26 protein-coding genes are annotated in these 26476 nt (G+C 73.4%); 7 read left to right on the top strand and 19 right to left on the bottom strand.

The window, feature by feature from the left end:
• The first annotated feature begins 2 nt into the window (after nucleotides 1–2).
• Entirely contained in the window at nucleotides 3–1439 is a 1437-nt protein-coding gene (locus IRY44_RS04905) for a glycine hydroxymethyltransferase (RefSeq protein ID WP_194799271.1), read from the top strand.
• Nucleotides 1440–1504: 65 nt separating this feature from the next.
• On the opposite strand, the gene IRY44_RS04900 is transcribed toward IRY44_RS04905, so the two are convergent.
• The 6 genes from IRY44_RS04900 to IRY44_RS04875 all read right to left on the bottom strand — a co-directional run bounded on the left by IRY44_RS04900 (nucleotide 1505) and on the right by IRY44_RS04875 (nucleotide 7806).
• Nucleotides 1505–1756, bottom strand: coding sequence for a hypothetical protein (locus IRY44_RS04900; RefSeq protein WP_013286617.1), 252 nt, complete (start codon nucleotides 1754–1756; stop codon nucleotides 1505–1507).
• 27 nt (nucleotides 1757–1783) lie between these two features.
• The gene (locus tag IRY44_RS04895) at nucleotides 1784–3127 is read right to left on the bottom strand and encodes a PLP-dependent aminotransferase family protein (protein WP_194799270.1); all 1344 of its coding nucleotides are present in this window, start codon (nucleotides 3125–3127) and stop codon (nucleotides 1784–1786) included.
• A gap of 1 nt (nucleotide 3128) precedes the next feature.
• The gene (locus IRY44_RS04890) at nucleotides 3129–4232 is read right to left on the bottom strand and encodes an alpha-hydroxy acid oxidase (protein WP_194799269.1); all 1104 of its coding nucleotides are present in this window, start codon (nucleotides 4230–4232) and stop codon (nucleotides 3129–3131) included.
• A complete protein-coding gene (locus tag IRY44_RS04885) occupies nucleotides 4225–5193 on the bottom strand; it encodes an alpha/beta hydrolase (RefSeq protein ID WP_194799268.1) in 969 nt (322 codons plus the stop codon). The genes IRY44_RS04890 and IRY44_RS04885 overlap by 8 nt, the downstream gene beginning before the upstream one ends.
• A complete protein-coding gene (locus IRY44_RS04880; protein ID WP_194799267.1) occupies nucleotides 5190–6413 on the bottom strand; it encodes a cytochrome P450 in 1224 nt (407 codons plus the stop codon). Before IRY44_RS04880 ends, IRY44_RS04885 begins: the two co-directional genes overlap by 4 nt.
• A 67-nt stretch (nucleotides 6414–6480) precedes the next feature.
• Nucleotides 6481–7806 carry an SGNH/GDSL hydrolase family protein gene (locus tag IRY44_RS04875; RefSeq protein ID WP_228531453.1) on the bottom strand — a complete coding sequence of 442 codons (1326 nt, stop codon included), beginning with the start codon at nucleotides 7804–7806 and terminating at the stop codon, nucleotides 6481–6483.
• 285 nt (nucleotides 7807–8091) lie between these two features.
• Between IRY44_RS04875 and IRY44_RS04870 the strand changes: the two genes are divergently transcribed.
• The 5 genes from IRY44_RS04870 to IRY44_RS04850 all read left to right on the top strand — a co-directional run bounded on the left by IRY44_RS04870 (nucleotide 8092) and on the right by IRY44_RS04850 (nucleotide 12699).
• Complete coding sequence (locus IRY44_RS04870) at nucleotides 8092–9654, top strand: class I adenylate-forming enzyme family protein (RefSeq protein ID WP_194799266.1); 1563 nt, start codon at nucleotides 8092–8094, stop codon at nucleotides 9652–9654.
• The gene (locus IRY44_RS04865; protein WP_194799265.1) at nucleotides 9651–10871 is read left to right on the top strand and encodes an MFS transporter; all 1221 of its coding nucleotides are present in this window, start codon (nucleotides 9651–9653) and stop codon (nucleotides 10869–10871) included. The genes IRY44_RS04870 and IRY44_RS04865 overlap by 4 nt, the downstream gene beginning before the upstream one ends.
• Before the next feature lie 84 nt (nucleotides 10872–10955).
• Nucleotides 10956–11348, top strand: coding sequence for an MmcQ/YjbR family DNA-binding protein (locus IRY44_RS04860; RefSeq protein ID WP_194799264.1), 393 nt, complete (start codon nucleotides 10956–10958; stop codon nucleotides 11346–11348).
• Entirely contained in the window at nucleotides 11345–11977 is a 633-nt protein-coding gene (locus IRY44_RS04855) for an HAD-IA family hydrolase (RefSeq protein WP_194799263.1), read from the top strand. Before IRY44_RS04860 ends, IRY44_RS04855 begins: the two co-directional genes overlap by 4 nt.
• Before the next feature lie 41 nt (nucleotides 11978–12018).
• Nucleotides 12019–12699 carry an SGNH/GDSL hydrolase family protein gene (locus tag IRY44_RS04850; protein ID WP_194799262.1) on the top strand — a complete coding sequence of 227 codons (681 nt, stop codon included), beginning with the start codon at nucleotides 12019–12021 and terminating at the stop codon, nucleotides 12697–12699.
• Between the two features lie 247 nt (nucleotides 12700–12946).
• Here IRY44_RS04850 and IRY44_RS04845 read toward each other — a convergent pair whose 3' ends face one another.
• The 13 genes from IRY44_RS04845 to IRY44_RS04785 all read right to left on the bottom strand — a co-directional run bounded on the left by IRY44_RS04845 (nucleotide 12947) and on the right by IRY44_RS04785 (nucleotide 25782).
• Nucleotides 12947–14296, bottom strand: coding sequence for a hypothetical protein (locus IRY44_RS04845; protein WP_194799261.1), 1350 nt, complete (start codon nucleotides 14294–14296; stop codon nucleotides 12947–12949).
• A gap of 3 nt (nucleotides 14297–14299) precedes the next feature.
• The gene (locus tag IRY44_RS04840) at nucleotides 14300–15265 is read right to left on the bottom strand and encodes an alpha-ketoacid dehydrogenase subunit beta (protein ID WP_194799260.1); all 966 of its coding nucleotides are present in this window, start codon (nucleotides 15263–15265) and stop codon (nucleotides 14300–14302) included.
• A complete protein-coding gene (locus tag IRY44_RS04835) occupies nucleotides 15266–16237 on the bottom strand; it encodes a thiamine pyrophosphate-dependent dehydrogenase E1 component subunit alpha (RefSeq protein ID WP_194799259.1) in 972 nt (323 codons plus the stop codon).
• The gene (locus IRY44_RS04830) at nucleotides 16234–17031 is read right to left on the bottom strand and encodes a DUF3050 domain-containing protein (protein ID WP_194799258.1); all 798 of its coding nucleotides are present in this window, start codon (nucleotides 17029–17031) and stop codon (nucleotides 16234–16236) included. The genes IRY44_RS04835 and IRY44_RS04830 overlap by 4 nt, the downstream gene beginning before the upstream one ends.
• A 2-nt stretch (nucleotides 17032–17033) precedes the next feature.
• Nucleotides 17034–17957 carry a phytanoyl-CoA dioxygenase family protein gene (locus tag IRY44_RS04825; RefSeq protein ID WP_194799257.1) on the bottom strand — a complete coding sequence of 308 codons (924 nt, stop codon included), beginning with the start codon at nucleotides 17955–17957 and terminating at the stop codon, nucleotides 17034–17036.
• Complete coding sequence (gene hppD, locus IRY44_RS04820; protein WP_194799256.1) at nucleotides 17954–19030, bottom strand: 4-hydroxyphenylpyruvate dioxygenase; 1077 nt, start codon at nucleotides 19028–19030, stop codon at nucleotides 17954–17956. Before hppD ends, IRY44_RS04825 begins: the two co-directional genes overlap by 4 nt.
• A gap of 62 nt (nucleotides 19031–19092) precedes the next feature.
• Entirely contained in the window at nucleotides 19093–20355 is a 1263-nt protein-coding gene (locus IRY44_RS04815; protein WP_194799255.1) for a beta-ketoacyl synthase, read from the bottom strand.
• The gene (locus IRY44_RS04810) at nucleotides 20352–21971 is read right to left on the bottom strand and encodes a class I adenylate-forming enzyme family protein (protein WP_194799254.1); all 1620 of its coding nucleotides are present in this window, start codon (nucleotides 21969–21971) and stop codon (nucleotides 20352–20354) included. Before IRY44_RS04810 ends, IRY44_RS04815 begins: the two co-directional genes overlap by 4 nt.
• Nucleotides 21968–22468: a hypothetical protein gene (locus IRY44_RS04805; protein ID WP_194799253.1), complete on the bottom strand. Its 501-nt coding sequence runs from the start codon at nucleotides 22466–22468 to the stop codon at nucleotides 21968–21970. Before IRY44_RS04805 ends, IRY44_RS04810 begins: the two co-directional genes overlap by 4 nt.
• A 104-nt stretch (nucleotides 22469–22572) precedes the next feature.
• Nucleotides 22573–23703 carry a beta-ketoacyl synthase gene (locus IRY44_RS04800; RefSeq protein ID WP_194799252.1) on the bottom strand — a complete coding sequence of 377 codons (1131 nt, stop codon included), beginning with the start codon at nucleotides 23701–23703 and terminating at the stop codon, nucleotides 22573–22575.
• Entirely contained in the window at nucleotides 23696–23941 is a 246-nt protein-coding gene (locus IRY44_RS04795; protein ID WP_194799251.1) for an acyl carrier protein, read from the bottom strand. The genes IRY44_RS04800 and IRY44_RS04795 overlap by 8 nt, the downstream gene beginning before the upstream one ends.
• Nucleotides 23941–24204 carry an acyl carrier protein gene (locus IRY44_RS04790; protein ID WP_120569629.1) on the bottom strand — a complete coding sequence of 88 codons (264 nt, stop codon included), beginning with the start codon at nucleotides 24202–24204 and terminating at the stop codon, nucleotides 23941–23943. The genes IRY44_RS04795 and IRY44_RS04790 overlap by 1 nt, the downstream gene beginning before the upstream one ends.
• Before the next feature lie 180 nt (nucleotides 24205–24384).
• Complete coding sequence (locus tag IRY44_RS04785; RefSeq protein WP_194799250.1) at nucleotides 24385–25782, bottom strand: class I adenylate-forming enzyme family protein; 1398 nt, start codon at nucleotides 25780–25782, stop codon at nucleotides 24385–24387.
• A gap of 204 nt (nucleotides 25783–25986) precedes the next feature.
• Between IRY44_RS04785 and IRY44_RS04780 the strand changes: the two genes are divergently transcribed.
• Complete coding sequence (locus IRY44_RS04780) at nucleotides 25987–26475, top strand: GNAT family N-acetyltransferase (protein WP_228531452.1); 489 nt, start codon at nucleotides 25987–25989, stop codon at nucleotides 26473–26475.
• Nucleotide 26476: the final 1 nt, after the last annotated feature.

The following is a 26476-nucleotide window of genomic DNA, read 5'->3' as shown; positions in this document are numbered from 1 at the left end:
GCATGTCGCGCAACGCCGAGTCCACCGCCTTCCGCAGCGCGCTGGAGGTCGTCCGCGGCGTCGAGCCGCGCGTGGCCGACGCCATCGCCGCGGAACTGGCCGACCAGCGCGAGTCGCTCAAGCTCATCGCCAGCGAGAACTACGCGTCGCCGGCGACGCTGCTGGCGATGGGCAACTGGTTCAGCGACAAGTACGCCGAGGGCACGGTCGGGCGCCGGTTCTACGCCGGCTGCCAGAACGTCGACACCGTCGAGGCGCTCGCCGCCGAGCACGCCCGGGAGCTGTTCGGCGCGTCGCACGCGTACGTGCAGCCGCACTCGGGCATCGACGCCAACCTGGTCGCGTTCTGGGCGATCCTGGCCGACCGGGTCGAGTCCCCCGCGCTCCGCAAGGCGCAGGCGCGGCAGGTCAACGACCTGACCGAGGCGGACTGGTTCGCGCTGCGCCGTGAGCTGGGCAACCAGCGGATGCTCGGCATGTCGCTCGACGCCGGCGGGCACCTCACCCACGGTTTCCGGCCGAACATCTCCGGCAAGATGTTCGACCAGCGCAGCTACGGCACCGACCCGGCCACCGGCCTGATCGACTACGACCGGGTGGCCGAGGCGGCCCGCGAGTTCAAGCCGCTGATCCTGGTCGCCGGTTACTCCGCGTACCCGCGGAAGGTCAACTTCCGGATCATGCGGGAGATCGCCGACTCGGTCGGCGCCACCTTCATGGTCGACATGGCCCACTTCGCCGGGCTGGTCGCCGGCAAGGTCTTCACCGGCGACTTCGACCCGGTGCCGCACGCCCACATCGTCACCACCACCACGCACAAGTCGCTGCGCGGCCCGCGCGGCGGCATGGTCCTCTGCGGGCCGGAGCTGGCCGACCAGGTCGACCGGGGCTGCCCGATGGTGCTCGGCGGGCCGCTGCCGCACGTGATGGCCGCCAAGGCGGTCGCGCTGGCCGAGGCGCGCCGCCCCGACTTCGCCGACTACGCCCAGCGGATCGTGGACAACGCGCAGGCGCTCGCCGACGGGTTGCTGCGCCGGGGCGCGACGCTTGTCACCGGCGGCACCGACAACCACCTGGTGCTCATCGACGTGTCCGGGTACGGCCTGACCGGCCGGCAGGCCGAGCAGGCGCTGCTGGACTCGGGCATCGTCACCAACCGCAACTCGGTGCCGCAGGACCCGAACGGCGCGTGGTACACCTCCGGCATCCGCATCGGCACCCCGGCGCTCACCACCCGGGGCCTCGGCGCCACGGAGATGGACGCCACCGCCGAGCTGATCCACACCGTGCTCAGCCAGACCACGCCCGGCACCGGCCCGGACGGCGCACCGTCGAAGGCGAAGTACGTGCTGGACCCGGCCGTCGCCGAGTCCGTCGGCAAGCAGGCCGCCGACCTGCTCACGCCGTTCCCGCTCTACCCCGCCGTGGACCTGGGCTGAGCCCGGCCGACACGACGGCGGCGCCCCGGGAGAACGAGTCTCCCGGGGCGCCGGTGTGAACGGGGTCAGCGCAGCGGGCGCTTCAGGTGGTAGCGGTGGACCTCGGTGCTGCCCTGCACGTTGTTCACGTCCTCGGCGGCGGAGACCAGCTCCCAGCCCTCCCGGCCGACCCGGTTGAGGTGCGCGATCGCGGTGTCGCCGTACGCGGTCACGTCGGTGCGTGACCCGTCCGGGCCGTACCACACGAACGAGACGTGGAAATTGCGACCCTGACCCTGATACCGACGAACGAGCAACGCGTACTCCCAGGCAACCATTCGTCCATTATCAACAGACGAACGGCATCAGGAAACACGCACTGTGCCGGAACCCTGACACTCCGGCGTCGCATCGCCGTTCATGGTGTCCGTGACCAGCGCGGCCAGCCGGTCCAGGCCGACATCGATCGACTCCGGTGTGACGGCGCTCACCGACAGCCGTAGCGCGTTGACCGGTGTGCCCGCGTCGTAGAAGTGCGCCATCGGCGTCCAGAGCACGCCGTACTCGCGGGCCGAACGGTGCAGCAGCGCGTCGTCGACAGCGAACGGCACGCTCACCACCACGAAGAATCCGCCCGCCGGCACCGTCCAGGTGACCGGCCCGCCGGCCGGGAAGCGCCGGGCCAGGCCGTCGGCCAGATGGCGCAGGTTGCGGGCGTACGCGGCCCGCTCCCGCACGTTCGCGGCCACCAGCGAGCAGTCGTGCGCCAGCAGCGCGCCGCCGATCACCGCCTGGCTGATCGGCGACGTGTTCACGGTGACCATGCTCTTGATCTTCGCGAGATGGTCGGCGAACGGGACCACGGTGCCGTCCGCCTCCCCCACCCGTTGGTCGGCGACCACGTAGCCGACCCGGGCGCCTGGCAGCACGGTCTTGGCAAACGACCCGAGGTAGACCACCCGCCGCGCGGTGTCGAGCGCCTTCAGGGTGGGCCGCCGCTCGGTGCCGTCGGCCGGGAACAGGCCGTACGGGTTGTCCTCGATCAGCAGCAGGTCCTCCTCGGCGGCCAGCTCCAGCAGCCGCCGCCGCTGCGCGGTGTCCATGCTGACGCCGGACGGGTTGGCGAAGTCGGGCATCACGTAGCAGCCCCGGGGCCGCAGCCCCTCCGCGCGGGCCCGGCGCACCCCGGCGCGCAGGTCGGCCAGGTCGACGCCGCCGGGTCCGCCGCCCACCGGGCGCACCGGCAGGTCGACCAGGCGGGCCGCGCCGGTGAGCCCGACGTACGTGGGCGCCACCGCGAACAGCACGTCGGCCGGACCGGTCCGCAGGGCGCGCAGCACCAGGAACATCGCCTCCTGGCAGCCGACCGTCACCACCATCGACTCCGGGTCGACGGCGAGGCCCTCGTCCACGGCGAGGTGCCGGGCGATCAGGTGGTGCACGATCCCCTTGGTGCGCCCGTACTGCAACAGCGTCCGGTCCACGCCGGCCCGGTCCAGCCCGACGTCCTCGGCGAGGTGGCGGCGGAAGCGGTCCAGGTGCGTGTGCAGCAGCGCGGAGTCGAAGAACTCCTCGTACGGCCGCCCGGCCGCCAGCGACACCGCGTCCGGGTAGTGCTGGGCCACCTCGTTGAGGAAGTTCATCGAGTTCAGCGCCGGGTCGCCGACGCTGCCGTGCAGCGCCGAGACGGCCAGGTCGACGGGTTCCACGTCAGCCTCCGATCCGGGTACGCAGCCGCCGGGCCGAGGCCGGGTCGGGGCAGCCGCTGAGGATGAGGGCGTCACGCAGCTCCGCCGCGAGCAGCGCCAGTGCCGCCTCGGCGCCGGCCCGGCCGCCCGCCGCGAGCGCCCAGAGCAGTGGCCGGCCCAGCAGCACGCCGTCCGCGCCGAGCGCCAGCGCGCGCAGCACGTCGACGCCGCCGCGGACGCCGCTGTCCAGCAGCACCTCGCACCGCTCGTCGACCGCCTCGACCACCTCGGGCAGCACTGCCGCGCTGGCCGGGGCGGCGTCGAGCTGCCGTCCGCCGTGGTTGGAAACCACCACGGCGTCGACGCCGGCGTCCGCCGCGCGGACCGCGTCGCGCGGGTCCAGGATGCCCTTGACGAGCAACGGCACCCGGGTACGCTCCCGCAACCACTCCAGGTCCGCCCAGCTCAGCGCCGGGGCGAACACCGCGCCGGTGTGCACCGCCACCGCCGAGACGCCGGGGGTGCCCTGGTGCGCCAGGTCGTCCCGGCCGCCGGGCAGGTTCGCGGCGGTGACGTGCGGCGGCAGCGCGAACCCGTTGCGGGCGTCGCGCAGGCGCCGCCCGAGCACCGGCACGTCCACAGTCACCATCACCGCCGCGCAGCCGGCCGCCTCCGCCCGGTCGAGCAGGTCGGCCACCAGCGCCCGGTCGCGCAGCCAGTAGAGCTGGAACCACACCGTCGCGCCGGTCGCCGCGATCTCCTCGATCGGCGTGCTGGACAGCGTGCTCGCCACGTACGGCACGCCCGCCGTCCGGGCCGCCGCCGCGAGCGCCGGCTCGCCGTCGGGGTGCAGCAGCCGCTGGTACGCCATCGGTGCGACAGCCACCGGCAACGCGGCCCGGCCGCCGGGCAGCACCGCCTCGGTGGACGGGTCGTCCACCCCGGCCAGCATCCGGGGCAGCACCGCCACCCGGTCCAGCGCGGCCCGGTTCGCCGCCAGGGCGGTCTCGGTGCCGCTGCCGCCGTCGACGAAGTCCCACACGTCGGCCGGCAGGACCGCCCGGGCGAGCGCGGCGAACTCGGCCAGGCTGGCCGGCGACACGAACCCGTCCGCCGGGTCAGCCATGATCGGCACCCGTCGCCACGTGCGCCGGGTCGAGCCCGAACACGCGGCGCAGGAAGGCGGCGGCCCGCTCCTGGGCCTGCCGTCCGGCGCCGAACACGCCGGGCATGGCGAAGAACCCGTGCACCATGCCCGGGTAGTCGTCCGTCTCGGTGGGCACACCGGACTCGCGCAGCCGCTCGGCGTACCGCAGGCCCTCGTCGCGTAGCGGATCGTGCCCGGCGGTGACCACGAACGCCGGGGGCAGGCCGGACAGGTCCTCGGCGAGCAGCGGCGACGCGAGCGGGTGGGCGGCGTCGCCGGGGTCGACGAGGTAGTGGCCGCGGTACCAGCCGACCGAGTGCCTGTTGAACAGCATCGGGTCCTCGTCGTCGCCCGGCCGGTGCCCGGGCCGCTGGTCGGTGTTCGGGTAGACGAGCAGCTGGGCGGCGAGCCGGGGACCGCCGTCGGCGCGCGCCAGCAGCGTCACCGCGGCGGCCAGGTTCCCGCCCGCGCTGTCCCCGCCCACCGCCAGCCGGTCGGCGTCGACACGGAACTCGGCGGCATGCGCGGCGAGGTGCCGCAGCGCGGCGTGGCAGTCCTCCACCGCCGCCGGGAACGGGTGCTCCGGGGCGAGCCGGTAGCCGACGGTCACGGTCTGGACGGTGGCCAGGTTGACCAGCCGCCGGCAGATCCCGTCGGCCGTGTCGACACTGCCGAGCGTCCAGCCGCCACCGAAGAAGTAGACGAGCGTGGGCAGCGGACCGTCACCGTCCGGCCGGTGGATCCGCACCGGCAGCGGCCCGGCCGGGCCGGGCACCGTCGTGTCGCGTACCTCGGCGACCGGCTCGACCGCGCCGGACCCGGCGCGGATCGCGGCGAGGTCGGCGGCGCGGGCCTCGGCCAGGGTCTGGGTGTAGAGCGGCACGGTGCCGGCGGCGGCGCGCGCGGCCCGCCACGCGACCACCTGCGGATCGAGTGTCATCCGGCCTCCCCGGTGGTGACGAAGAGTTTGTCGATTCCACGCAGGAACAGGCTCCCGCTGTACGTGTAGGGCTGGGTGACGGCGAGCCGGGGAAAACGCGCGAACAGGCGCGGCAGCGCCAGGCGGCCCTCCAGCCGGGACACCGCCGAGCCGAGGCAGAAGTGCAGCCCGACGCCGAAGGCCAGCGACGGCGGGCCGGCGCGGTGCGGATCGAAGCGGTCCGGGTCGGGGAACCGGGCCGGGTCGCGATTGGCGGCGGCGATGAGCAGCAGCACGTTGTCGTCGCGGCTGATCGGCACGCCGCCGAGGTCGACGCCGGCCGGCGCGGAGCGGGCCAGGAAGTGCACCGGACTCTCCATCCGCAGCACCTCCTCCACGCAGCCGCGCGCCAGCTCGTCGTCGCCTGGCAGCGCGGCGGTGACGTCCGGGTGGTCAAGCAGCAGCGGCAGACCGTTGCTGAACATGTAGACGGTGGTGACGAAGCTGGCGTTGAACAGCACGATCAGGTTGCTGATCAACTCCTCCTCGGTGAGGTCGACGCCACCCGCGTCGAGCACCTCGACCAGCCCGCTGATCAGGTCGTGGCCGGGCGTGCGGCGGCGGTGGGCGATCAGGTCCCGGTAGTAGACGCGCAGTTCCTCGGCGGCCTGGTTGGCCCGAGCCAGCCGCTCCGGCGTCTTGCCGGACACGTCCATGTACTCGTCGATCCAGTCGACCCGCTGCCGGTACCAGGTCAGGTCGGCCGCGGGCAGGCCGATGAACTCGGCCATCACCAGCGCCGGGACCGGGTACGCGAAGTCGGCCACGAAGTCCACCTCGTGCCCGCCCGCGCCCGCCTCGGCCAGGTGGTCCAGGCGTTCGGCGACGATCCGCTCGATCACCGGCTCCAGCGCGCCGAGGCGGCGCGGGGTGAACGTCTTGGCGAACACCGCGCGCATCCGGGTGTGGTCCGGCGGGTTGACGAACATCATCGAGGTGAGGAACGTGCGCAGGATCTCCTGCTCCTCCCAGCCGGGCGGGAAGCCCTTGTACCAGCCGGGATCGCGCAGGATCTGGTCCACCACGTCGTACCCGCCGGCGACCGCGCTCACGGTGCTGTGCTCGGCCCGGGCCGGCACGGCGTTTATCGGCCCGTGCTCGTGCAGGGCCGCGTAGAAGGGATAGGGGTTCTGCCGGCCCTGCTCGCTGTACAGGCCGGTCAGGATCTCGCTGACGTCCACTGTCTCTTCCTCCCCAGGAAAACGGTGGCGGGGGCGGCGTCGTGTCGACCGCCGCCCCCGCCCGGTGTCACAGTCCGAGCAGCTTCAGTGGTACGGCGTTGGCCATGACCGCGGCGCCCGTGTCGTTCGGGTGGATGTGGTCACCCGAGTCGTACGCCGGCAGCAGCCGACTCGGCTGGGCCGGATCCCGCATCACCGCGTCGAAGTCGACGATGCCGTCGAACTCGGCCCGGCCGGGCCCGCGCAGCCAGGTGTTCACCGCCTGGCGGGTGGCGTCCTTCTCCGGGGTCCACACGCCCGGCCCGCCGTTGCCCTCGTACGGCATGAGCGTGCCGGCGATGCTGGTCAGGCCCCGCGCCTGGACCTGCCGGTTGAGCTGGCGCAGCGCGGCGATGATCGCCTCGGGGCTGTCGCCGTTCATCCAGATGTCGTTGATGCCCAGGTGGGTGATGACGGTCCGCACCCCGGTCTGCGGGAACACGTCCTCGTTGAGCCGGGCCAGCGCGTTCGGGCCCAGCTCGTAGTAGCCGGGGAAGTTGTCCGCGCCGGGCTCGGTGCCCTCGTGGTTGAGCCGGTTGCCGGCCAGGCTGAGGTTGAGCACACCCGGCGTACGCGGCTCCGGGCGGGCGTCGATCAGCCGCTTGGCCAGCAGGTCGGACCAGCGCTGGTCGGCGTTGACGGTGCTGCCGTTGCCGTCGCTGATGGAGTCACCCAGCACCACCACCGAGCCGGGCGTGGCCTTGCGTTCCACGTCGATGCCGGACAGGAACATCCAGCAGCAGTTGGGCCGGATGGTGAAGCCGGTGCCCTCGGCCGCCGAGGTGAGGTCGGTGGCGCCGATGAAGTTGGTGACCCGGGACTGGCCGTGGAACGTGACCGGCCCGGTGAGCACCGGGAAGTACAGGGTGACGACCAGGTCCTCCTGCTCGGCCACCGGGAAGGCCACCGGGTCGCTGAGCAGTTCGGCGCCCTTGTTGATGGTCGCCGAGCCGGCGCCGGAGAACGTCAGCTGGCGGACGCTCGACCCGACGATGTCGGACAGGTCGTCCGGGGTGGCGGTGTTCGGCCGGGCGATGGTGGCGCGGCCGACCTGGACGGCCTGCTCGCCGTACAGGTTGGTCAGCCGCACCCGCAGGCGCGGGCCGCCCACCGAGGTCTGCACGGTCATCCGGATGCTCTGGTTGTTCAGGCCGGTGTTGGTCAGGCCCACTGTGTTCCCGCGGGTCACCGCGGCGGCCCAGGTCCCGGCCCACTCGGCGCGCCCGTGCCCGGCGCGCCCGTGCCCGGCGCGGTCGTTCCCGGTCGGGCCGGCGCTCGCCGTGACCGCCGGGGTGGCGGCGATCAGCAGCGTGACGGCGGAAGCTATGACGTGCCATCTCTTCGGGGTCGGCATCGATCCTCCATGGTCGGCAGCCCCGGGCGTGACGCGGTCGGCGGCACCGGCCCGGGCGATGGACCGGAAACTAGCTTCCGGCTGTGACGAGCGTCAATCAACCTGATCGACATGATCAAATGCCCGCGGGACGGGACGCAGCGACGATCGGCTCTGTCCGCCGTGGACCGCGGCTGCCTAGGCTCGGGGCTGGCGGCGGTGCGGTCGCCGACCCTGGCACCTGCCGTCTTGTCCCGGCCCTGACCTGGCCGGACGCCGCTCGCGGACCATGATGGGGGCTGCCCGATGACCGACCGGCCGAACTATGTGCACGAGGCGCTGGAGCTGTTCGCCGGGTTCGGCGACCGGGAGGCGCTCGTCGGCGGCGGACGCCGCCTCACCTACCCCCAGGTCGCCGCCGGGGTACGCGGCCTGGCCGCCGCGTTGCACCACCACGGGGTACGCCCCGGCGCCGCGGTGCTGGTGATGCTCGGCAACACGGTCGAGGGGCCGCTGCTGCAACTGGCCCTGCACCTGCTCGGCTGCCGGAGCATGTGGGTCGCCCCGGTGACCTCGCGGCGGGAGGTCGACGAGTTCGTCGCGCTGTCCGCGCCGGAGGCGTTCGTCCACGACCCACGTGACGCGCAGGCGGTGGAGATCGCGGCGGGCCTGTCCGGCGTACCGGTGCTCTGCCTCGGTCCCGGCGGCGCCGGACCGGACCTGACCGCCCGGGCCGCCGGGCCGGTCGCGGAACCGCCCGCCGGGGTGCCCGCGCCGGAATCGTTCCTGCAGACCAGCGGCACCACCGGCACGCCGAAGCTGGTGCACCACCGGGAGAGCTTCTACCGGCAGGTGCTCGCCCTGGCCGCCGACTTCCGGGGCGCCGGGTACCCGCTGCTGCGGCACCTGTCGCACTCCCCGATGTGGCTGGCCAGCGGCCAGATCACCACACTGTTCAACCTGTTCACCGGCGGCGTGCTGTTCCTGCGCGAGCAGTGGGATCCGGCCGCCTTCATCGCCACCGTGGACGCCGAGCGGCTCACCTCCACCTTCGTCACCCCGCCGATGCTCTACGAGGTGCTCGACCACCCCGACCTGCCGGGCGCCGACTTCTCCGCCATGTTCATGTTCAACGTGGGCGCCGGGCCCGCCGCGCCGGCCCGGCTGCGCCAGGCCATCGCCCGCTTCGGCCCGTGCCTGCGCATCGTGTACGGGCTCAGCGAGGCGGTGGTCATCTGTGCGCTGCCGGGGCTCACCGAGGACCCGGAGCACCCGGAGCGGCTGCGGTCCTGCGGCCGCCCGTACGGCGACGTGACGGTGGAGATCCGCGACGCCGACGGCCGGGCGCTGCCCGCCGGTTCCGACGGCGAGGTGTGGGTACGCACCAAGCTGAGCTTCGCCGGCTACCACGGCCGGCCGGAGCTGACCGCCGAGACGCTCGTCGACGGGTGGGTCCGCACCCGCGACATCGGGCACCTCGACGCCGACGGCTACCTCTACCTGGTCGACCGGTTACAGGACCGCATCCTCACCCGGCAGCGCAGCTGGCCGATCTACTCCCGCCCGATCGAGGACGCGCTCGCCGGCCACCCCGAGGTACGCGCCGCCGCCGTCATCGGCGTACCGGACCCGGTGGCCGGGGAACTGCCGCACGCGTACGTGGTGCCCGTGCCGGACGCGTCGGTGACCGGCGAGGAACTGATCGCACTCGTGGTCCGGGAACTGAGCGAGACGTGGGCGCCCGGCGCCGTCGAGTTCGTCGACGCGCTGCCGCTGAACCGGTCCGCGAAGGTGGACAAGCGCGCCTTGCGTGCCCGGTACGCCGCCGGTCATCCGGCCGGCGCCGACCCGATCGGCAGTCCGGCGTGAACCCGCGCCGGGAGTTGTACACCCTGGTCGGCGCCGACCTGCTGTCCAACCTCGGCACCCGGATCTCGGTGGTCGCCATCCCCTGGCTCGTGCTGGAGACCACCGGCAGCCCCACCAAGATGGGGCTCGTCGCCGCGGCGGAGACGCTTCCGTACATGCTCTCCAGCGCGCTCGCGACCCCGTGGGCGGACCGGTTCGGGGTACGCCGTACCTCGGTGTTCGTGGACGCGGCGAGCGCCGTCGCGATGGCCGTGGTGGCGCTGGCGCCCTGGCTCGGCTTCGGCACGCTGCTGGTGCTGGTGGCGATCGCCGGCGGGCTGCGCGGCATCGGCGACCGGGTCAAGCATGTGCTGTTCAAACCGGCGGCCGAGCGGGCCGGCGTGCCGCTGATCCGGCTCACCAGCGCCTACGACGGCCTGGCCCGGGGCATGACGCTGTTCGGCGCGGTGCTCGGCGGGCTGCTCATCGACTGGGTGGGGCTGACCCGGGCCATCTGGATCGACGCGGCCACGTTCGCGGTCTGCGCGCTGCTGATCGGCGTGCTGGTCCGGCCACCGGCACCGGCGCAACCGGCGCCCCGGGAGCCCTACCTGCGGGCGCTGCGCGGCGGCTTCGCGTACCTGCGCACCGACCGGACGCTGATGATCATGCTGATCGTGGTCTCGGTGTCGAACATGTTCGCCAACGCCAGCGTCGCGGTCTGGATCCCGCTCTGGGTCAACCAGGTGCTCGGCGACCCGGCCGGATTCGGTCTGCTGCTCGGCGTCTTCTCGGCCGGCGCGCTGCTGGGCAACCTGCTGTTCACGATGTTCGGCACCCGGCTGCCGGCCGGGACGACGTTCGCGCTCGGGCTGACGCTCAGCGGCGCACCCCGGCTGCTCGCACTGGCACTCAGCGACGACCTGGTCGTGGTGCTCGTCGTGACGTTCCTGTCCGGCATCGGCATCGCGGCGGTCAACCCGCTGCTCGGCGCCGCCCTGTACCAGCGGGTGCCGGGCGAACTCCAGACCCGGGTGCTGGGCATCTCCGGCTCGGTGGCGTTCCTCGGCCTGCCCGTCGGCGCGCTGCTCGGCGGCTGGTCGGTGGCGCTGCTCGACCTGACCCCGGCGCTGCTGGTGATGTCGGTGGTCTGCCTGGTGCTGACCGTCGGACCGCTGCTGCTGAATCGCGCGTCCCGCCGCCCAGCTGCGGAACCGGCCACGCCCACCCCGGTCTGAGCCCGCCGGGTCCGAGCCTGCCGGTCCGCTCTGAGCCTGCCGGTCCGGGCCGCGGTGTCGGGGGGCGGCGGTAGGGTCGGGGCCATGGCGACCTGGGACGACGTGCGGCGCATCGCGCTGGCGCTGCCGGAGACCACCGAACGACCCACGTACGACCAGGCGCCGGCCTGGCGCGTGCGCGACAAGTCGTTCGTCTGGGAACGGCCGCTGCGGCGCGGCGAACTCGAGTCGCTCGGCGACGCCGCGCCGGACGGCCCGATCCTCGGCGCGCGGGTGCCCGACCTGGGCGCCAAGGAGGCGCTGATCGCCGACGACCCGGCGGTCTACTTCACCACGCCGCACTTCGACGGCTACCCGGCAGTGCTGGTCCGGCTCGACCGCATCGGCGTGGACGAGCTGACCGAGCTGGTCACCGAGGCGTGGTACGCGCGTGCCCCGAAGCGGCTCGCCACCGCCCACCGGGCGGAGACCGCGTGACCGGCCCGGTGGAGGCGATCGTCTTCGACATGGACGGCACGCTCGTCGAGTCGCACGCGGTCGTGCCGGCGGCGTACCGGGCGGCGGTGCGGGCCGGCGGCGGCCCGTCGTACACCGACGCCGAGGTCATCGCCGGCTACTCGATCGGCTCCCCGGCGGACCTGCTGACGCACCTGCTGCGGCGGCCGGCCTCCGGCGACGACCTGGATCGCTACCACGCCGAGCTGGATGCGCTCGCCGGGCGGGTACGCGTCTACCCCGGCGTCGCGGACGCGCTCGCCGAGATCGCCGCCCGGGTGCCGGTCGGCGTGTTCACCGGCGCGAGCCACCGGGCCGCCGAGATCCTGCTCGACCGGGCGGGCCTGCTCGGCCACTTCCAGGTCGTCCTCGGCGGCGACCAGGTCGACCGCCCGAAACCGGCGCCCGACGGCGTGGAGGCGGCCTGCCGGCACCTCGGCGTGCCACCCGGCCGCGCCGCGTACGTGGGTGACTCACCACTGGACGTACGCGCCGCCCGGCACAGCGGCGCGGTCGCGGGGGCCGCCGCGTGGGGCCACCAGTACGACCCCGACGAGCCGGCCGACCTCAGCCTGTCCCGGCCCGGGGAGCTGCTGGCCCTGCTGCCCTGAGCCTCTTTCCCGGCGCGGGACGCTCGGCTAGCCTGCCGGTCATGCCATCGACGTTGACCGAGGCGACCGACCCGTGGTGCCTGCGTCCGGGAGAGGCCGCCGACCTGCTGCGCGGGCACCCGTGGCGCCGGTTCGTGGTGCTGGGCGACAGCGTCGCGGAAGGGCTGTGCGAGCCGGCCGACGGCTACCCCGACCTCCAGTGGGCCGACCGGATCGCGGCCGAGCTGCGCGCGGTCCGGCCGGAGCTGGCCTACCTCAACCTGGGCCGGCGCGGACTGCGCGCGCACGAGGTCCGGGCCACCCAGCTCGCCGACGCGCTGGCCTTCGAACCGGACCTGGCCCTGGTGGTGTGCGGCGGCAACGACGCGTTCCGGTCCGCCTACGACGCCGAAGCGGTCGACGCCGAGCTGACCGCCATCATCACCGCGCTACGGGAGGCGGGGGCGGACGTCATCACCGTGGGCATGTTCGACGTGTCGCACAGCCCGGCGGTGCCGGAGACGCTGCGCGCGGCGCTCGGCGAGCGGATGCGCCGGCTGTCCCGGCACACCCGGGGCGTGGCCGAACGGCTGGGCACGCTGCACGTCCACCTGACCGACCATCCGCTGGTGGCCGACCCGTCGCTGTACAGCAGCGACGGCCGCCACGGAAGTGCCCGCAGCGACGCCATAGCCACCGCCGAAACCCTGAAGGTCCTCGCCACCCACCTCCCCCACCCCTGACCCGCCCTCCCCCTGCCCGGCCCGGCCCAACCCAATCCGCCGATCATGAAGTTGGCGGCGCTGAGCGTCCGATTTGTTCCCGCCAACTTCATGATCAGCGGGGCCGGGGGCAAGGGTCGAGCGCCCGACCCCGGATCCACGTTGTTGACCAAGGAGTTCGGGTCGCTGACGCCTCCCCGTGAGGACAGAAACTCCTTGATCAACGCTGGGAGGGAGGGGGACGGGGGTGGACGGGGAAGGACCGGGGTCAGTCCGTCAGGAGGATGCCGGTCAGGAGGACGCCTCTCGCCAGGTTGAGCACCTCGTCGCAACCCGGGTAACCGACCCGCGCGAGCGCGCCGGACCCGGTGCGGTCGAACAGGTACGGAGCGAGGCTGTACGGGACGTCGGCGGTGACCGTCTCACCGGTCTCGATCTGCACGAAGTCCATCGCCACCCGGTCCGCCTCGTGGTAGCGCTGCAGGATGTTGCCGCCCTCGTCGATCGCCGCGCGTACCCCGTCCGCCCACGCCACAGGTGTCATCTCCCGGCCGATCAGCACGCCATGCCCGGCCGAGCCACCCGCCGGCTTGGCTACCAGGTCGGCCTGTTCGGCGAGCGCCCGGTCGAGCTGGTCGGCGGTGAGCGCTACGGTGTGCGGCACGTACCGGCGGATCAGCTTCCGGTCGTCCGCCGGCAGCAGGTCCAGGTCGTCCCAGAGCCAGGCGTAGTTCAGCTTGTTGCTGAGAAGCCAGGCGGCGCTGCTGACGAACATCGGCAGCGTGCCCGCGGCGAGCGCACCGGCCACCGCGTCCAGCCCGGCGCTCGGCGTGACCCGGTTGGGCACGAACAGCCGGAACAGGGCGTCCACCGGCGCGCCGCCGACGACCAGCCGGCTCTGCGCGTCCAGGGTGGCGGTGGCGACCGGGGCGATGACCAGGTCGATGCCGAACGGGCGGGCCTGGTCGATCAGCGGGGACAGGATCCGGATGAACGTCTCCGGGTCGTCCAGTCCCGGGTAGTCGGCGTCGAAGTCCATCAGCAGCGCCACCCGGGCGCCGTCGGGCAGGCCGAGCGTGTCCCGGATGGCCACGAACCGCTGGTCCAGCAGTGAGGGCGCGGGCCGGGTGCCGTCGAGCAGGTCATGGGTACGGTACAGCTCGGCGTACCGCTGGATCACCGTGTCGGCGTCGAAGCCGCCGCCGAGGCTGCTGTCGATGTTGTACTCCACGATGCACGGCACGCCGCCGGAGAACAGCACGTCCGGCCGGTACGCGGCGAGCAGCCCCTCGTGCAGTTCCTCGTCCGGATCGAGCAGCCGGGTCTCGCCGTCCGGCACGTCGAGCAGCAGGCGCAGCTCACCGGCGGTGCGGGCACGGCGCCGGCAGGCCTCCAGGATGAGCTGCGCGATGCGGTCGCAGACCTCGTTCAGCTCGCGGAACGCGTCGGCGGTGAACACCGGCGGGCGGGCCAGCCGCCACTGCTTGTTGTACGTGGCCCGGCCGTGGAAGATCTTCTCCCACGCCGCGGCACCGGTGGTCACCATCGCGGTACGGGTGGACTCGGGCAGGTCGGTCCACGCCTGGCCGAGCGGCGGCCACGTGTAGTTCGGGTCCATCGTTCATCCGTCCTTGAGGGTCAGTTGGATGGCGGCGGTGAGCTGTTCGCGGCCGGGTTGCACGGCCCGGTCGAGGGCGGGCGCGAAGGGCAGCACCGCGCCGTCGGGGCGGGTCACCCGGCGGGGCGGCGCGGCCAGCCGGACCCGCTCGACCACCGTGGCGATGATCTCCCCGGCGATGCCGCAGGAGCGGTTGCCGTCGTCGACGACGACGAGCCGCCCGGTGCGGCTCACCGACTCGACGAGACCGTCCCAGTCGAACGGGTAGAGCGTGCGGGGATCGAAGACCTCCACCGAGGCCTGTCCGGCGAGTTCCTCGGCGACGGCGAGCGCGTCGTGCACCAGGTGCCCGACGGCCACCACCGTCACGTCGGTACCGGCGCGGCGGACGATCCCGCGACCCAGCGGCACCGGCGCCGGGTCGGTGACGTCGGCGCGCAGGTCCAGGGCGCCTGCCGGGGCGAAGACCACCACCGGGTCGTCGCAGCGGATCGCGGAGACCAGCAGCCCGTACGCGTCGGCCGGGGTGGCCGGTACGACTGTGGTCACGCCGACGTGGGCGAACAACGCGTACGGGTGGTCGGAGTGCTGCCCGGCCCAGCCGGTGCGGGAGCCGGAGCCGGGCACCACGTAGGTCACCGGCACCGCACACTGGCCGCCGGTCATCAGCGGGAACTTGTGCGCGTGGTTGACGATCTGCTCGAAGACCAGGAACAACAGCGACGGGATCTGGAACTCCACCACCGGGCGGGCCCCGGCCAGCGCCGCGCCGGTGGCGAAGCTGGTGAACGCCTGCTCGGACAGGGGTGTGTCGCGGACCCGTTCCGGGCCGAACTTCTTCAGCAGGCCGGTGGTGACGTTCGCGGCGGCCACCCGGATGTCCTCGCCGAGCACCACGACCGACTCGTCGCGGGCCATCTCGTCGGACAGCGCCCGGGTGAGCGCCCTGCGGTAGGAGAGCCGGGGCATTCAGCCACCTCCGGTCCGGGCGGTGAGCCCGCTGGCGTACAGGTGGTCCAGGGCGGTGGCCGGGTCGGGGTGCGGCCCGGCGAGCGCGTAGGCGACGGCGGCGTCCAGTTCCGCCTCGACGGCGGCGTCCACCTCGGCGCGTGCCGCCGGGTCGAGTCGTGCGCCGGCGATGTCGACGGGATCGCGGGACCGTCCCTCGGCCACCTCCTCCGGCGGCCGGTAGTCGAGGCGTACCTGATGTTCGAAGGTGTGGTGGGCGTCGAAGCGGTAGGTGCGGGCCTCAACCAGCTCGGGGCCGCCGCCGGCGCGCATCCGCGCGACGGCGGCGGCGGTGACCTCGCGTACCGCCTCCGGGTCCTGCCCGTCGACGACGGCGGCCGGCATGCCGAAGGCGGCGGCCCGCCCGGCGATGGTGCCGGCGACCGCGCCGTCGACCGGCATGGTGGTGGCGTAGCCGTTGTTCTCGCAGACGAACAGCACCGGTATTCGCCAGAGCGCGGCCAGGTTGAACGCCTCCAGCAGCATGCCCTCGTTGACCGCGCCGTCGCCGAAGAAGGTGGCGCCGACGATGTCGGCGCCGCGCCGCCGGCGCTCCCACACCGCTCCGGTGAGGATCGCGCCGGCGGCTCCGACGATGGCGTTGGCGCCGAGGACGCCGACGCCGAAGTCGGCGGCGTGCATCGACCCGCCCCGGCCCCGGTTGAGCCCGGTGACCCGGCCGCACAGTTCGGCCAGCATCCGGGCCGGGTCGGCGCCCTTCGCGAGCACGTGCCCGTGCCCGCGGTGGGTGCCGGTCACCAGGTCCTCGGCGCCCAGCGCCGCGCAGACGCCGGCGGCGATCCCCTCCTGGCCGAGGTACGGGTGGATGCCGCCGACGATCTCGCCGGCGCGGACCAGCTCGATCGCGCGTTCCTCGAAGCGGCGGATCAGCCGGACCGTCCGGTAGAGCCGGAGCGGGTCGGAGCCGGTCACGCCGGACGGCCCTCCTTGACGGCGGCGAGGATGTCGTCCCAGAGGCGGGCGCGGGCGGCCAGCGCGGCGTTCACCGTGTCGGCGCACTCCTGCCACTTGGTGTCGTCGTCGCCGCACAGGTCGGCCAGCATCTGCATGGCCATCGGGGTGTGCTGCTCGCCGTCGACCTCGATGTGCCGCTCCAGGTAGTCGACGAACTTGTTCAGCCGGTTGCTGCGTTCGTTGACGGCGACGACCTGGGTGAACATCTCCGGGATGAGGTCCTCGCGGCCGAACGCGAACGCCGCGGCCTGGCAGTGCACCGGGGTGGTCTCGATGATCCGCCAGGTGGTGCCGGCGAACGCGGCGGACGCCGCGGGGACGCCTGCGGCGCCGAGCGCCTCGGTGACCGGGGTGCCGTCGCGCAGCAGGTCGACCAGCTTGTCGACGGCTGTGGTGTCGGCGCCGGCCTCGGTCATGCCCTGCACGTACAGCTCGAAGTGGCTGATGTAGCCGTCGCCGAGTTCGTCGCTCTCCTCGACCATGACGATGTCGTTGATCAGGCGGCGGCTGCCGGTCGGCCCGGTCGGGATCCACGGCACCGTGACGCAGGTGAGCTGCCGCTGCAGCGACTTCAGCAGGGACATGAAGTCCCAGACGGCGAAGACGTGGTGCTCCATGAACGTGACGAGCGCGTCGTGGGTGTCGAGGTTGGCGTAGAGGGGGTGCTTGACCACCACGTCGCGGCGCTCGGTCACCGCCCGCTCCAGCCGCTCGATGCCCGGGTGCGTCTTACCCCAGTCGTACCGTGACATTGTCAGCCTCCCTGCTGGGCGCGGTCGCGCCAGATGACCGGGCAGTAATCGGGGTCCGCGTAGTCCGGCCGGCCCTCGTGGGTGCGGCGGACCAGCACGTCGTGGTTGTACGCGGCGAGCGTGCCGTCGGAGAGCGGATACTCCCGCCAGGCGTTGTCGCCGTCCTGCAGGTGCAGCGAGATGGCCCGGCGGGGCCGTCCGCTGACGTTCGCACCGCTGCCGTGGTAGGTGCGGCAGTGGTGGAAACTCATGTGTCCCTTGGGGATCACCATGGGGATCTTGCGGATCTGCGCGCCGTTGTACGCCGCGTTCTCGGCGAGCATCGCCTCGAGCTGGTCGCGGTCGCGGTCGGCGAAGTGCCGCACCACCGTGTCGTCGGCGCCGATCTCCCGCCAGCGGTGGGAGCCGTCGACCATCGTGATCGTGCCCATCTCCTCGCCGCAGTCGTGGAACGGGATGAACGCGGTGAGCATGTTCTCCGACGACGAGGACGCCCAGTAGTGCTTGTCGAAGTGCCAGGGCACGATGTTCGACGGCTCACCGGCGATCGGCGGCTTCCAGATCAGCGTGGACTGGAAGATGCGGATCTCGGCGGCGCGGGCCAGCCGGGCGGCGACCGCTCCGATCAGCGGCTTGCGCAGGATGCGGGCGATGCCGTCGTGCTCGTGGTGGACGTAGTCGTTGTGCCGCTGCACGTCGCCCTTGGAGGGCTCCCAGTAGGCCAGCTTCGGCGGGCGTACCGGCAGGCGGCGGTCGCGTTCCCCGGCGTAATAGCCGTCGGTGGCGGCGACCAGCTCGTCCACCTCGTCGTCGGTGAGCAGCTTCTTCGACAGGTACCAGCCGTGCTCGGCGTAGTGCCGGACGTCCTCGTCGGAGGGAAGCAGCGCCTCCTCCTCGGCGGTCAGCCCGGGATCGATGGTGGTCATGCCGTAACCCCTTCCGCCGCGGCCAGCTCGCGTTCCTTGGCCTCGTAGAGCGCCTTGATGTTGCCGCTGCCGAAGGTGCGCGCCCCGCGCCGCTCGATGAGTTCGAGGAAGAGGGTGCGGCGCACGTGCATCGACTCGGTGAAGATCTGCAGCAGCTGCCCGTCGTGGTCGGAGTCGACCAGGATGCTCAGCTCGCGCAGCCGGTCCACCGGCGCGTCCAGCCGGCCGACCCGCTGCTCCAGGCCGTCGTAGTAGGCGCCGGGCGTGCTGGCGAAGCGCACCCCGCGCCCGGCGAGCGCGCCGACGGCGGTGACGATGTCGTCGGTACGCAGACCCAGGTGCTGCACCCCGGCGCCGGCGTGCCAGCGCAGGAAGTCCTCGATCTGCCCCGGCCGGGCGCCGGTGTCCGGCTCCAGCAGCACGAACGTGACGGTCCCGGAGGGGCTCTGCACCACCTTGGAGTTCATCGCCTGACCGGCGACCTCGATGTGCTCGGTGAAGATGTCGGCGAAGCCGAACACCTTCTCGTAGTGCGCGACGGTCTCGTCGAGCTGCCCCGGCGGCACGCAGATCGCCAGGTGGTCCACCTCGGCGAGCAGTGTGTCCGTGCCGTCCGGCGCGGTCACCGGCTCGATCGCGCCGGGCAGGAACACATTCGGGTCGCCGCGCCGCTCGACGAGGCGGTGCACCACGTCGCCGAAGCCGCCGACCTCGGCCACCACCACCTCGGCGTCCGCGCCGGTGAAGGTGCGCGGCGGGCTCAGCGCCGTCGCGCCACGGTCCACCAGTTCCGCGTACGCCCCGGCGGCGTCGTCCACGGCGAGGGCCACCACGGCGATGCCGTCGCCGTGCCGGTGCACGTACGTGGCCGCCGGGTGCTCGGCGGACAGTCCGGTGGTCAGCAGCAGCCGGATGCCGGCCTGGGCCAGCAGCAGCGACCGCTGCCCGTCCAGCCCGGTCTCCGGACCGCCCTGCCCGCACAGCCGGAAACCGACGGCGTTGTCGAAGTAGAAGGCCGCCTGCCGGGCGTCCCCCACGTACAGTTCGAGATGATCTATCCCGTTGATGGTCATATGGGCTTCCCCTGTTCCCCCCGTGATCGCGACCCGGACGGACGCCCGGGACTGGAGTCCGGTCAGCCCGCGGCCGGGGTGGCGGCCCGGCGGGCCGGCCCGGAGAGCCGGCGCAGGAGCAGACTGACGTTCTGGCCGCCGAACCCGAACGAGTTCGTCAGCGCGTGGCCGGCCCGGGTGGGCCGGGGCACGGCGCGGACGTGGTCCGCCTCGCACTCCGGGTCCGGGTCGTCCAGGTGGTAGGTGGGTGGCAGCAGGCCACTGTCGAGCGCCAGCGCGGTGGCGGCGGCCTCCAGCACCCCCGATGCGCCGAGCAAATGCCCGGTGAGCGCCTTTGTAGAGCTGACCGGCACGCCACCGGTGCCGAACACCCCGGCCAGCGCGACCGTCTCGGCGACGTCACCGAGCTTCGTGCCGGTGCCGTGCGCGTTGACGTACCCGACGTCGGCGGGCACGACCCCGCCTGCCGCGAGGGCCCGGCGCATGCACGCCGCCGCACCGGCGCCGTCCGGCCGTGGCGCGGTCGGGTGGTACGCGTCGGTGTTCGCCCCGAAGCCGGCGACCTCGGCGTAGCCGCGCACACCCCGGCCGTCGGCGTGACCGGCGCGCTCCAGCACCAGCAGTGCCGCTCCCTCGGCCAGTACGAACCCGTTGCGCCGCTTGTCGAACGGGCGGCTCGCCTCGGTGGGCTCGTCCCAGCCCCGGGCCAGCGCCCGGGCGTTGCCGAACGTGTCGGCGAACGTGCCGAACAGCGGCGCCTCGCTCGCCCCGCACACCACCACGTCGGCCTCGCCGGCGCGGATGAGGCGTACCCCGTCGGCGACGGCCTGGGCGCCGGAGGCGCAGGCCGTGCCGACCGACGAGCTGTAGCCGCGGATGCCGTGCGCGATGGCGATCCGCGCCGACGGCATGTTCGGCAGGATGCCCGTGAGCAGGTACGGGCTGACCGCCGCCCGGCCCCGTGCGGCCCGGGCGAGCACCTGGCCCTCCAGCGTGGACATTCCGCCGACACCGCCGACGATCACCGCGACGCGCTCCGGGTCGACGTCGCGGCCCACCTCGATGCCGGCGTCGGCGAGCGCCTCGGCGGCGGTGATCAGGGCGAGCAGCACCACCCGGTCGAGCACCTTCGTCTCCGGTCCGGAGGCGACGCTGCGCGGGTCGATGTCCGGCAGCACCCCGGCCACCTCCAGGCTGCCCGCCGCCGGGTGTCCCTCGGGCGGGCGGCGCAGCCCGGACCGGCCGGTGAGCAGGGCGTCGAACGTGTCCGCCGCGCCGCGCCCGGCCGGGGTGAACAGGCCCATACCGGTGATGACGGCGGTCACGACGGCGCCTCGGTCAGGTAGCGCTCGCGCAGCGCCACCTTGCGCACCTTGCCGGTGACGGTGACCGGGATGTCGTCGGCGCGTACCGGCACGATCCGGCGCAGCGTGGCGGCCACGTCCGGGCCGAGCGCGGTACGGATGCGCTCGGTGCGGTCCGCGTCGGGGTCGGCACCGGCGGCCAGTTCCAGCAGCACGTCGGTGGTGACGGTGCCGTCGTCCGCCTTGACGATCACCACTGTGCAGTCGGTGACGTCGGGGCTGGCGGCGAGGATGCGTTCCTCGGACAGCGCGGTGAAGAACCGCTTCCCGTCGCCGGTCTCGACCGAGTCGACCGCCCGGTCCAGGTGGTAGTAGCGGCCGTCGTCGTCGGCGTACACCAGGTCGCCGGTGAGGTACCAGCCGCGCAGCCGGAACCGGTACGTGGTGACCGAGTCGTTCCAGTAGCCGCGGAACAGCGACGGCGAGTCGATGCCGAGCCAGCCCACCTGCCCGGGCGGCAGTTCGTTGCCGTCGGCGTCGAGCACGGCGACCCTGGTGAACCGGTACGGGCGGCCGACGCAGCGGCCGTACCTGCCGGTGTCGGTGGTGTGGGTGATGTGGAACATCGAGTGGCCCATCTCGCTGGAGCCGAGGCCGTCGATGAACACCGACCCGGGTACCCGGGTGACGCCCTGACGGGTCACCACGTCCCGGGAGCCGACGGCGACCAGCCGCCGTACGTGCGGCTCGTGCGAGCAGTCGCCGGTGTTGAACCACAGCCGCACCGAGTCCAGGTCGTAACCGGACAGGTCGAAGCGGGCCAGCTCGGCCCAGGTGACCGAGAAGCCGAACACGCCGTCCGGGCGCCACCGCTGGATCGCGTCGAGCACCCGTTCGCCGCCCTGCTCGGAGAGCAGGAACATCTCCGCCCGGTTGCCGAGCGCCTGGTTGACCATGAGCACCGTGGCGGTGTGCGGTGCGGGCAGGGCGTTGAGGATGCGCGTGGTCCCCTGCGCCTGCGGCATGGACAGCAGGTGGCGGGTGGCGGCGAACAGGCTGGCGTGCGAGTGCAGCACCGCCTTCGGCACGCCCGTGGTGCCGGAGGTGTGGGTGATGACGATCGGGTCGTCCGGGTGGTGCCGGTAGTGCGCCGGTGCCGCGTCCGGGTCGCCGGTGCCCGCCTGCGCGGGTTCGCCGATCATCGGGGCGCCCAGGTCGTGCCCGGCCAGCGCCTGGGCGTGCGCGGCGTCGGCGAGCACCCCGGCGGCGCGTAGCCGGCGGATGTACTCGGCGGCGATCTCGGGGCGCAGCCTGCCGTTCATCAGCGCCGGGATGGCACCCAGGCGGGTCAGCGCCAGGAACGACAGCACCATGTCGGCGGCCGTACCGGCCCAGACGGCGATCGGGTCACGGGGTTTCACCCCGCGTTCGTGCAGCCAGGCCGCCCGGGCGGCGACCATCCGGTCGAGACGGCCCAGGGTCAGCGGGGTCTCGGCCGGGTGGCCGTCGATCTCGGTGTCGAACGTGAGCCCCGGCCCGTCCGGGTCGGCGCCGTGCGCCAGCACCCGGGCGAGCACGTTGCCCGCGCCCAGTTCCGCGTCGGCCGCGAGCGCGCCGCGCAGTCCCTTCGTCCTCATTGACGTGTTCCCTCCCCCAGCAGCACCGCGGTCGCCTCGCCCGGCGTACCGTCCGGTGCCAGTTCGATCAGGATCAGCAACGCCTGTGCGGCGTCGCCGTCGTACAGCAGCAGGTCCGCCTCGGCCTCCCCGTCGGCCCGCGGGTCGCCGGTCGGGCTCAGGCACACCACCGGCCCGTCCAGTCCCCAGCGCGCCGCGACGTGCCCGGCCACGCTGTTCGGCACCGACTGGAAGAAGAACAGCGGCCCGATCCGCCCGCCCGCGTCCACAGTGGCGCGGACGTGCGCCGCCCCGGCGGTGTCCCCGCCCGCGCTGACCAGCACCACAGCGATGCGGTTGCCCGGCGGCAACGGCCCGTCGCCGTACCGCCGCGCGAGGCACCGCTCGGCGACCGCGACCACGAGAGGCGCGAACGGCGAGTGCACGAACCCCGGCACCCCCGCCGGCCCTGCACCCTCATCCCCCGCCTCGGGCCACCGCGCCTCCGCGAGCGCCACCACCCCTGCGCGCGATCTTGCGGTTGGTGCCCCCTCGGCGGGCGTTGTGCCCGTTTCGCCGGGGCCGGAAGTGCAAGATCGCGGAGGGCTGGGCACGGAGGCGGTCATGGGACGCTCACCAGGAGGGCCGTGTTGGCGCCGCCGAAGGCGGCGTTGAGGGTCAGGGCGTGTCCGGTGCGCGCCGGGCGCGGGGCGTCGCGGATGACGTCCAGCGGGCACTGCGGGTCGGGGCCGAGCCAGCCGGCGGTGACCGGCAGCTTGCCGTGCCGCAGGGCCAGCACGGTGACGAGCAGCTCCAGCAGCCCGGACGCCTCCAGCGCGTGCCCGTGGACCGACTTCGTGGAGCTGACCGGCAGCCGCCCGGCGTCCTCGCCGAACACCCGGACCAGCGCCGCCGCCTCGGAGGCGTCGCTGAACGGGGTGCCGGTGGCGTTGGCGTTGACGTAGCCGATCGCGTCCGGGGGCAGCCCGCTGCGGCGCAGCGCCGCCTCGACCGCCCGGGCCAGCCCGAGCCCGTCCGGGTGCGGCTGGCACGGGTGGTACGCGTCCCCCGCCCGGCCCCACCCGGCCACGCTCGCCAGCGTCTCGGCGCCCCGCCGGGCGGCGGCACTCGCCGACTCCAGCACCACGGCGGCCACCCCGTCGCCCAGCAGCAGGCCCTTGCGGCCGGCGCTGAACGGGCGTACCGCGCCGTCGGCGGCGAGCGCCCGCCCGGCGTCGAACAGCGCGTACTGGTCCGGTTCGACCAGGTAGCCGGCCGCGACCACGACCCGCTCCAGGTCGCCCCGGCGGATCAGCGCCGCCGCGTCGGCGACCGCGCTGCTCGCCGACACGCAGGCGGTGGTGTAGATCCGGGTCCGCCCGCCCAGGCCGCACCGCGCAACCAGGTGACCGGCCAGCGCCGGCACGGTCGGCTCCTCCCATCCCTGCGGTACGGGCAGCGAGTACGGCCCGCCGTGGGTGGCCAGGAACAGCGCCGACTCCGCCCGCCCGGCCCGGTCCAGCCCGGCGGCCCGGGCGGCGGCGTCGATCGCCTCGGTCAGCTCGCCGGCGAGCGTGCCGACGTCGGGCACTGTGGCCGCCACCGTCACCCGGCGGCCGGTGGTGTCGAAACGGCGCACCGGCGCGAACGCCGGGGTACCGGTGAGCACCCCGGCCAGCAGCGCGTCGGCGCCCCTGCCGAGGGCGCTGAGCGCGTACGTGCCGGTGATCCGTACGGTCTCCCGCTCAGCCATCTGCGGGAGCGGTCAGAGAGCCACGGAACACCGCGAGCGCGTCGTCGACGGTGCGGATGCCGGCGAGTTCGTCGTCGCCCAGGTCCAGCCGGCGGTCGTACCGCTGCTCGACCATGTGCACGAGCCAGGCCAGCTCCATCGAGCCGAGCCGGTCCGGCACCTGGTCGGCGGGTTTCGCGGTCAGTTCGGCGAGCATGCTCACCAGGTCAGCTCGCCCCAGGTCGGGCTGACCGGACATCAGGACTTGTCGCTGTTCGCGGCCACCCGGTCGGCGACCATCGTGGTGAACTCGCCGACCGTCATCAACGCCATCTTCTCCGACTCGTCGTCGGCGAACTTCAGGCCGTACCGGTCCTCGACGCGGACCGCCAGGTCGGCCAGGGCCAGCGACTCCAGGTCGACGCCGGAGGGGCCGAGCGTGGTGTCGTCGTCGAGCTCCTCCACGTCGTAGTTCATGTCGGCGAGCTGTTCGACGACGAAGGTGCGGACCTCGTCTCGCATGGGTTCAGACCTCTTCTCCGTGTACCGGCTGACGGTGCCCGGTCGGGACACCGTGTGCGTGGGAACCGGCGGGGTCGGGCGCGCGGGTGGCGCGTTGCCCGGCCGGTCCGGGGCGGGAATCGGGGTGCACGGGACGCCCGGCGGGCGTCCGGTGGGTGTACGGCTCGTACAGCGGGCCGGTCACGACGCCGCGTCCCGCAGCGCCGGTACGGACCGGACCAGCTTCCCGGTGGTGGTGCGGGGCATCTGGTCGAGCAGCCGCAGGGTGCGGGGACGTTTGAAGCCGGCCAGCCGCTCGGCGATCAGCTTGTCCAGCGTGTCCTCGGTCAGTGAGCCGTCCGTCTGGACGTACGCGGTGATGCCGTCGTCCCAGACCACCACCGCGGCGGTGACGCCGGGCAGCCCGGCGACAGTGGCCTCCACCTCGGTCAGGTCGACCTTCAGGCCGCCCACCGACACCTGCGAGTCCAGCCGGCCCTTGATGGTGACCAGACCGGTGCCCGGGTCGACCACGCCGGCGTCGCGGGTGTGCAGCCAGCCGTCGGCCCACCGGGTCGGGTCGGCCAGTCCGACGTACGGGTTGTCCGGGCAGCTCACCCACAGCTCGCCGTCGCGCTCCCGCACCTCGATGCCGGGGGCGGGCGCGATGGCGGGACGGTGCCGCCCGTACAGGTCGGTGCCGATGACGCCGACCTCGGTCATCCCGTACATGTTGCCCAGCGGCACGCCGTAGCGGTCGGTGAACGCGTTCGCCACGGCGGCGGACACCAGCTCGCCGCCGGTGGTCATGCGCTTGAGCTGCGGCAGCGGCCCGGCGGGTGTGGTGGAGGCGAGCAGCCCGATGTGGAACGGGACGCCGAGCACCGTGGCCGGGGTGTCCTGGGCGGCGACGGCGGCGAGGATCGCGTCGCCGCTGAGCCGCTCCGGCGGGCACAGCTCGACGCCGGCGTGCAGCCCGTAGAGCAGGCCGCCGACCAGGCCGAGCACGTGCACCATGCTGGGGAGCAGGATGATCCGCTCACCGGGCAGCGCGACGCCGTCGATGCGGGTGTAGCGGTGCACCTCGCCGATCAGGTCGGCGGCGGTACGGCCGATCACCTTGGACGGCCCGGTGGAGCCGGAGCTGAGCTGGATCACCGCGTGCGGGCTGCCCGCCGGGCGGTCGGAGTACGCGCTGACCCCGGCGGTGACGTCGACGAAGATCCGCAGCGCGCCGCCGCCGGAGCGGACCGGTGCGACCACCACCTGCGGGCTGAGCCGGCGCAGCGCCTGGTCGACCTCGTGGTCGGTGAGCCGGTGGTCGAGCAGCACCGCCTGGGCGCCGGTACGCCAGGTGGCGAGCAGGTACGCCACGTACGCCAGCGAGGGCGGCAGGCGCAGCGCGGCCGCGCCTCCGGCACGGAGCCCGGCCCCGGCGAGCCGGTCCTGCGCCTCGCCGACGAGCCTGCGCAGCGTGCCCTTGTCGACCGGTTCGGGCAGGCGCAGGCAGACGTCGGTGTCGCGGCCGGTGAACAGGATGTCGTCCACCCAGTTCACCGTCGTCGAGGCAGGATCTTCCGCCACGGGATGTGCAGTCACGACCAGCCACCGTTCCACTGAGGAACTGGGCGGATCCGCCCAGCGGGTACGTCGTTCGGGGTATGGCGGAACCCTACGACGGCCCTCTTCTGCATCGCCAGATGCAAATGGCTAGATCCAAAACAGCGGCTGGGTGGATTGCTCAGGCTCGATCGGACAGGCAGGATCGAGGCCACGCCGGCAAGGTAGTCCGCCGGCCGCCGGATGCTGTGCGCGCGGGCTCCTGCGCGGACGGCCGGCGACTACGCTCCCGGTATGTTCCGTACCGCCCGGCCCGACGACTTCCCGCAGCTCATCCGCCTCTACCGGCAGCTGAACCCGGACGACCCGCACCTGAGCGACGGCTCCGACGAACGGGCCTTCTCGCGGATCCTGTCCACCGAAGGGCTGCACCTGTTCGTGCTCGACCTGGACGGCACGGTCGTCGCCACCACGTACCTCAACGTGATCCCCAACCTGAGCCGGTCGGCGTCGCCGTACGCGGTCGTCGAGAACGTGGTGGTCGACGAGTCGCGGCGCGGCACCGGCCTGGGCAGGCAGATCATGGCCGGCACGCTGCGGGCCGCCTGGGACGCGGGCTGCTACAAGGCGATGCTCATGACCGGGTCGCGCTCGCCCGCGACCCACGCCTTCTATCTGGCCTGTGGGTTCTCCGGCGACGCGAAGACCGCGTACCTGGCCCGGCCGTCGTGAC

This window comes from Micromonospora sp. ANENR4 (assembly GCF_015354395.1).
GTDB lineage: Bacteria > Actinomycetota > Actinomycetes > Mycobacteriales > Micromonosporaceae > Micromonospora > Micromonospora aurantiaca.
Note: the sequence above shows the minus strand (reverse complement) of the source record. Positions and strands in the feature narration are given on the sequence as shown.

What these genes read in the sequence shown, in the direction of transcription:
- IRY44_RS04825 (WP_194799257.1), bottom strand. Translation starts at nt 17,957, where the DNA reads ATGACCACCATCGATCCCGGGCTGACCGCCGAGGAGGAGGCGCTGCTT.
- IRY44_RS04870 (WP_194799266.1), top strand. Translation starts at nt 8,092, where the DNA reads ATGACCGACCGGCCGAACTATGTGCACGAGGCGCTGGAGCTGTTCGCC.
- IRY44_RS04790 (WP_120569629.1), bottom strand. Translation starts at nt 24,204, where the DNA reads ATGCGAGACGAGGTCCGCACCTTCGTCGTCGAACAGCTCGCCGACATG.
- IRY44_RS04885 (WP_194799268.1), bottom strand. Translation starts at nt 5,193, where the DNA reads ATGACACTCGATCCGCAGGTGGTCGCGTGGCGGGCCGCGCGCGCCGCC.
- IRY44_RS04905 (WP_194799271.1), top strand. Translation starts at nt 3, where the DNA reads ATGTCGCGCAACGCCGAGTCCACCGCCTTCCGCAGCGCGCTGGAGGTC.
- IRY44_RS04875 (WP_228531453.1), bottom strand. Translation starts at nt 7,806, where the DNA reads ATGCCGACCCCGAAGAGATGGCACGTCATAGCTTCCGCCGTCACGCTG.
- IRY44_RS04900 (WP_013286617.1), bottom strand. Translation starts at nt 1,756, where the DNA reads ATGGTTGCCTGGGAGTACGCGTTGCTCGTTCGTCGGTATCAGGGTCAG.
- IRY44_RS04850 (WP_194799262.1), top strand. Translation starts at nt 12,019, where the DNA reads ATGCCATCGACGTTGACCGAGGCGACCGACCCGTGGTGCCTGCGTCCG.
- IRY44_RS04840 (WP_194799260.1), bottom strand. Translation starts at nt 15,265, where the DNA reads ATGCCCCGGCTCTCCTACCGCAGGGCGCTCACCCGGGCGCTGTCCGAC.
- IRY44_RS04890 (WP_194799269.1), bottom strand. Translation starts at nt 4,232, where the DNA reads ATGGCTGACCCGGCGGACGGGTTCGTGTCGCCGGCCAGCCTGGCCGAG.
- IRY44_RS04780 (WP_228531452.1), top strand. Translation starts at nt 25,987, where the DNA reads ATGCTGTGCGCGCGGGCTCCTGCGCGGACGGCCGGCGACTACGCTCCC.
- IRY44_RS04845 (WP_194799261.1), bottom strand. Translation starts at nt 14,296, where the DNA reads ATGGACCCGAACTACACGTGGCCGCCGCTCGGCCAGGCGTGGACCGAC.
- IRY44_RS04795 (WP_194799251.1), bottom strand. Translation starts at nt 23,941, where the DNA reads ATGTCCGGTCAGCCCGACCTGGGGCGAGCTGACCTGGTGAGCATGCTC.
- IRY44_RS04830 (WP_194799258.1), bottom strand. Translation starts at nt 17,031, where the DNA reads ATGTCACGGTACGACTGGGGTAAGACGCACCCGGGCATCGAGCGGCTG.
- hppD (WP_194799256.1), bottom strand. Translation starts at nt 19,030, where the DNA reads ATGACCATCAACGGGATAGATCATCTCGAACTGTACGTGGGGGACGCC.
- IRY44_RS04860 (WP_194799264.1), top strand. Translation starts at nt 10,956, where the DNA reads ATGGCGACCTGGGACGACGTGCGGCGCATCGCGCTGGCGCTGCCGGAG.
- IRY44_RS04810 (WP_194799254.1), bottom strand. Translation starts at nt 21,971, where the DNA reads ATGAGGACGAAGGGACTGCGCGGCGCGCTCGCGGCCGACGCGGAACTG.
- IRY44_RS04800 (WP_194799252.1), bottom strand. Translation starts at nt 23,703, where the DNA reads ATGGCTGAGCGGGAGACCGTACGGATCACCGGCACGTACGCGCTCAGC.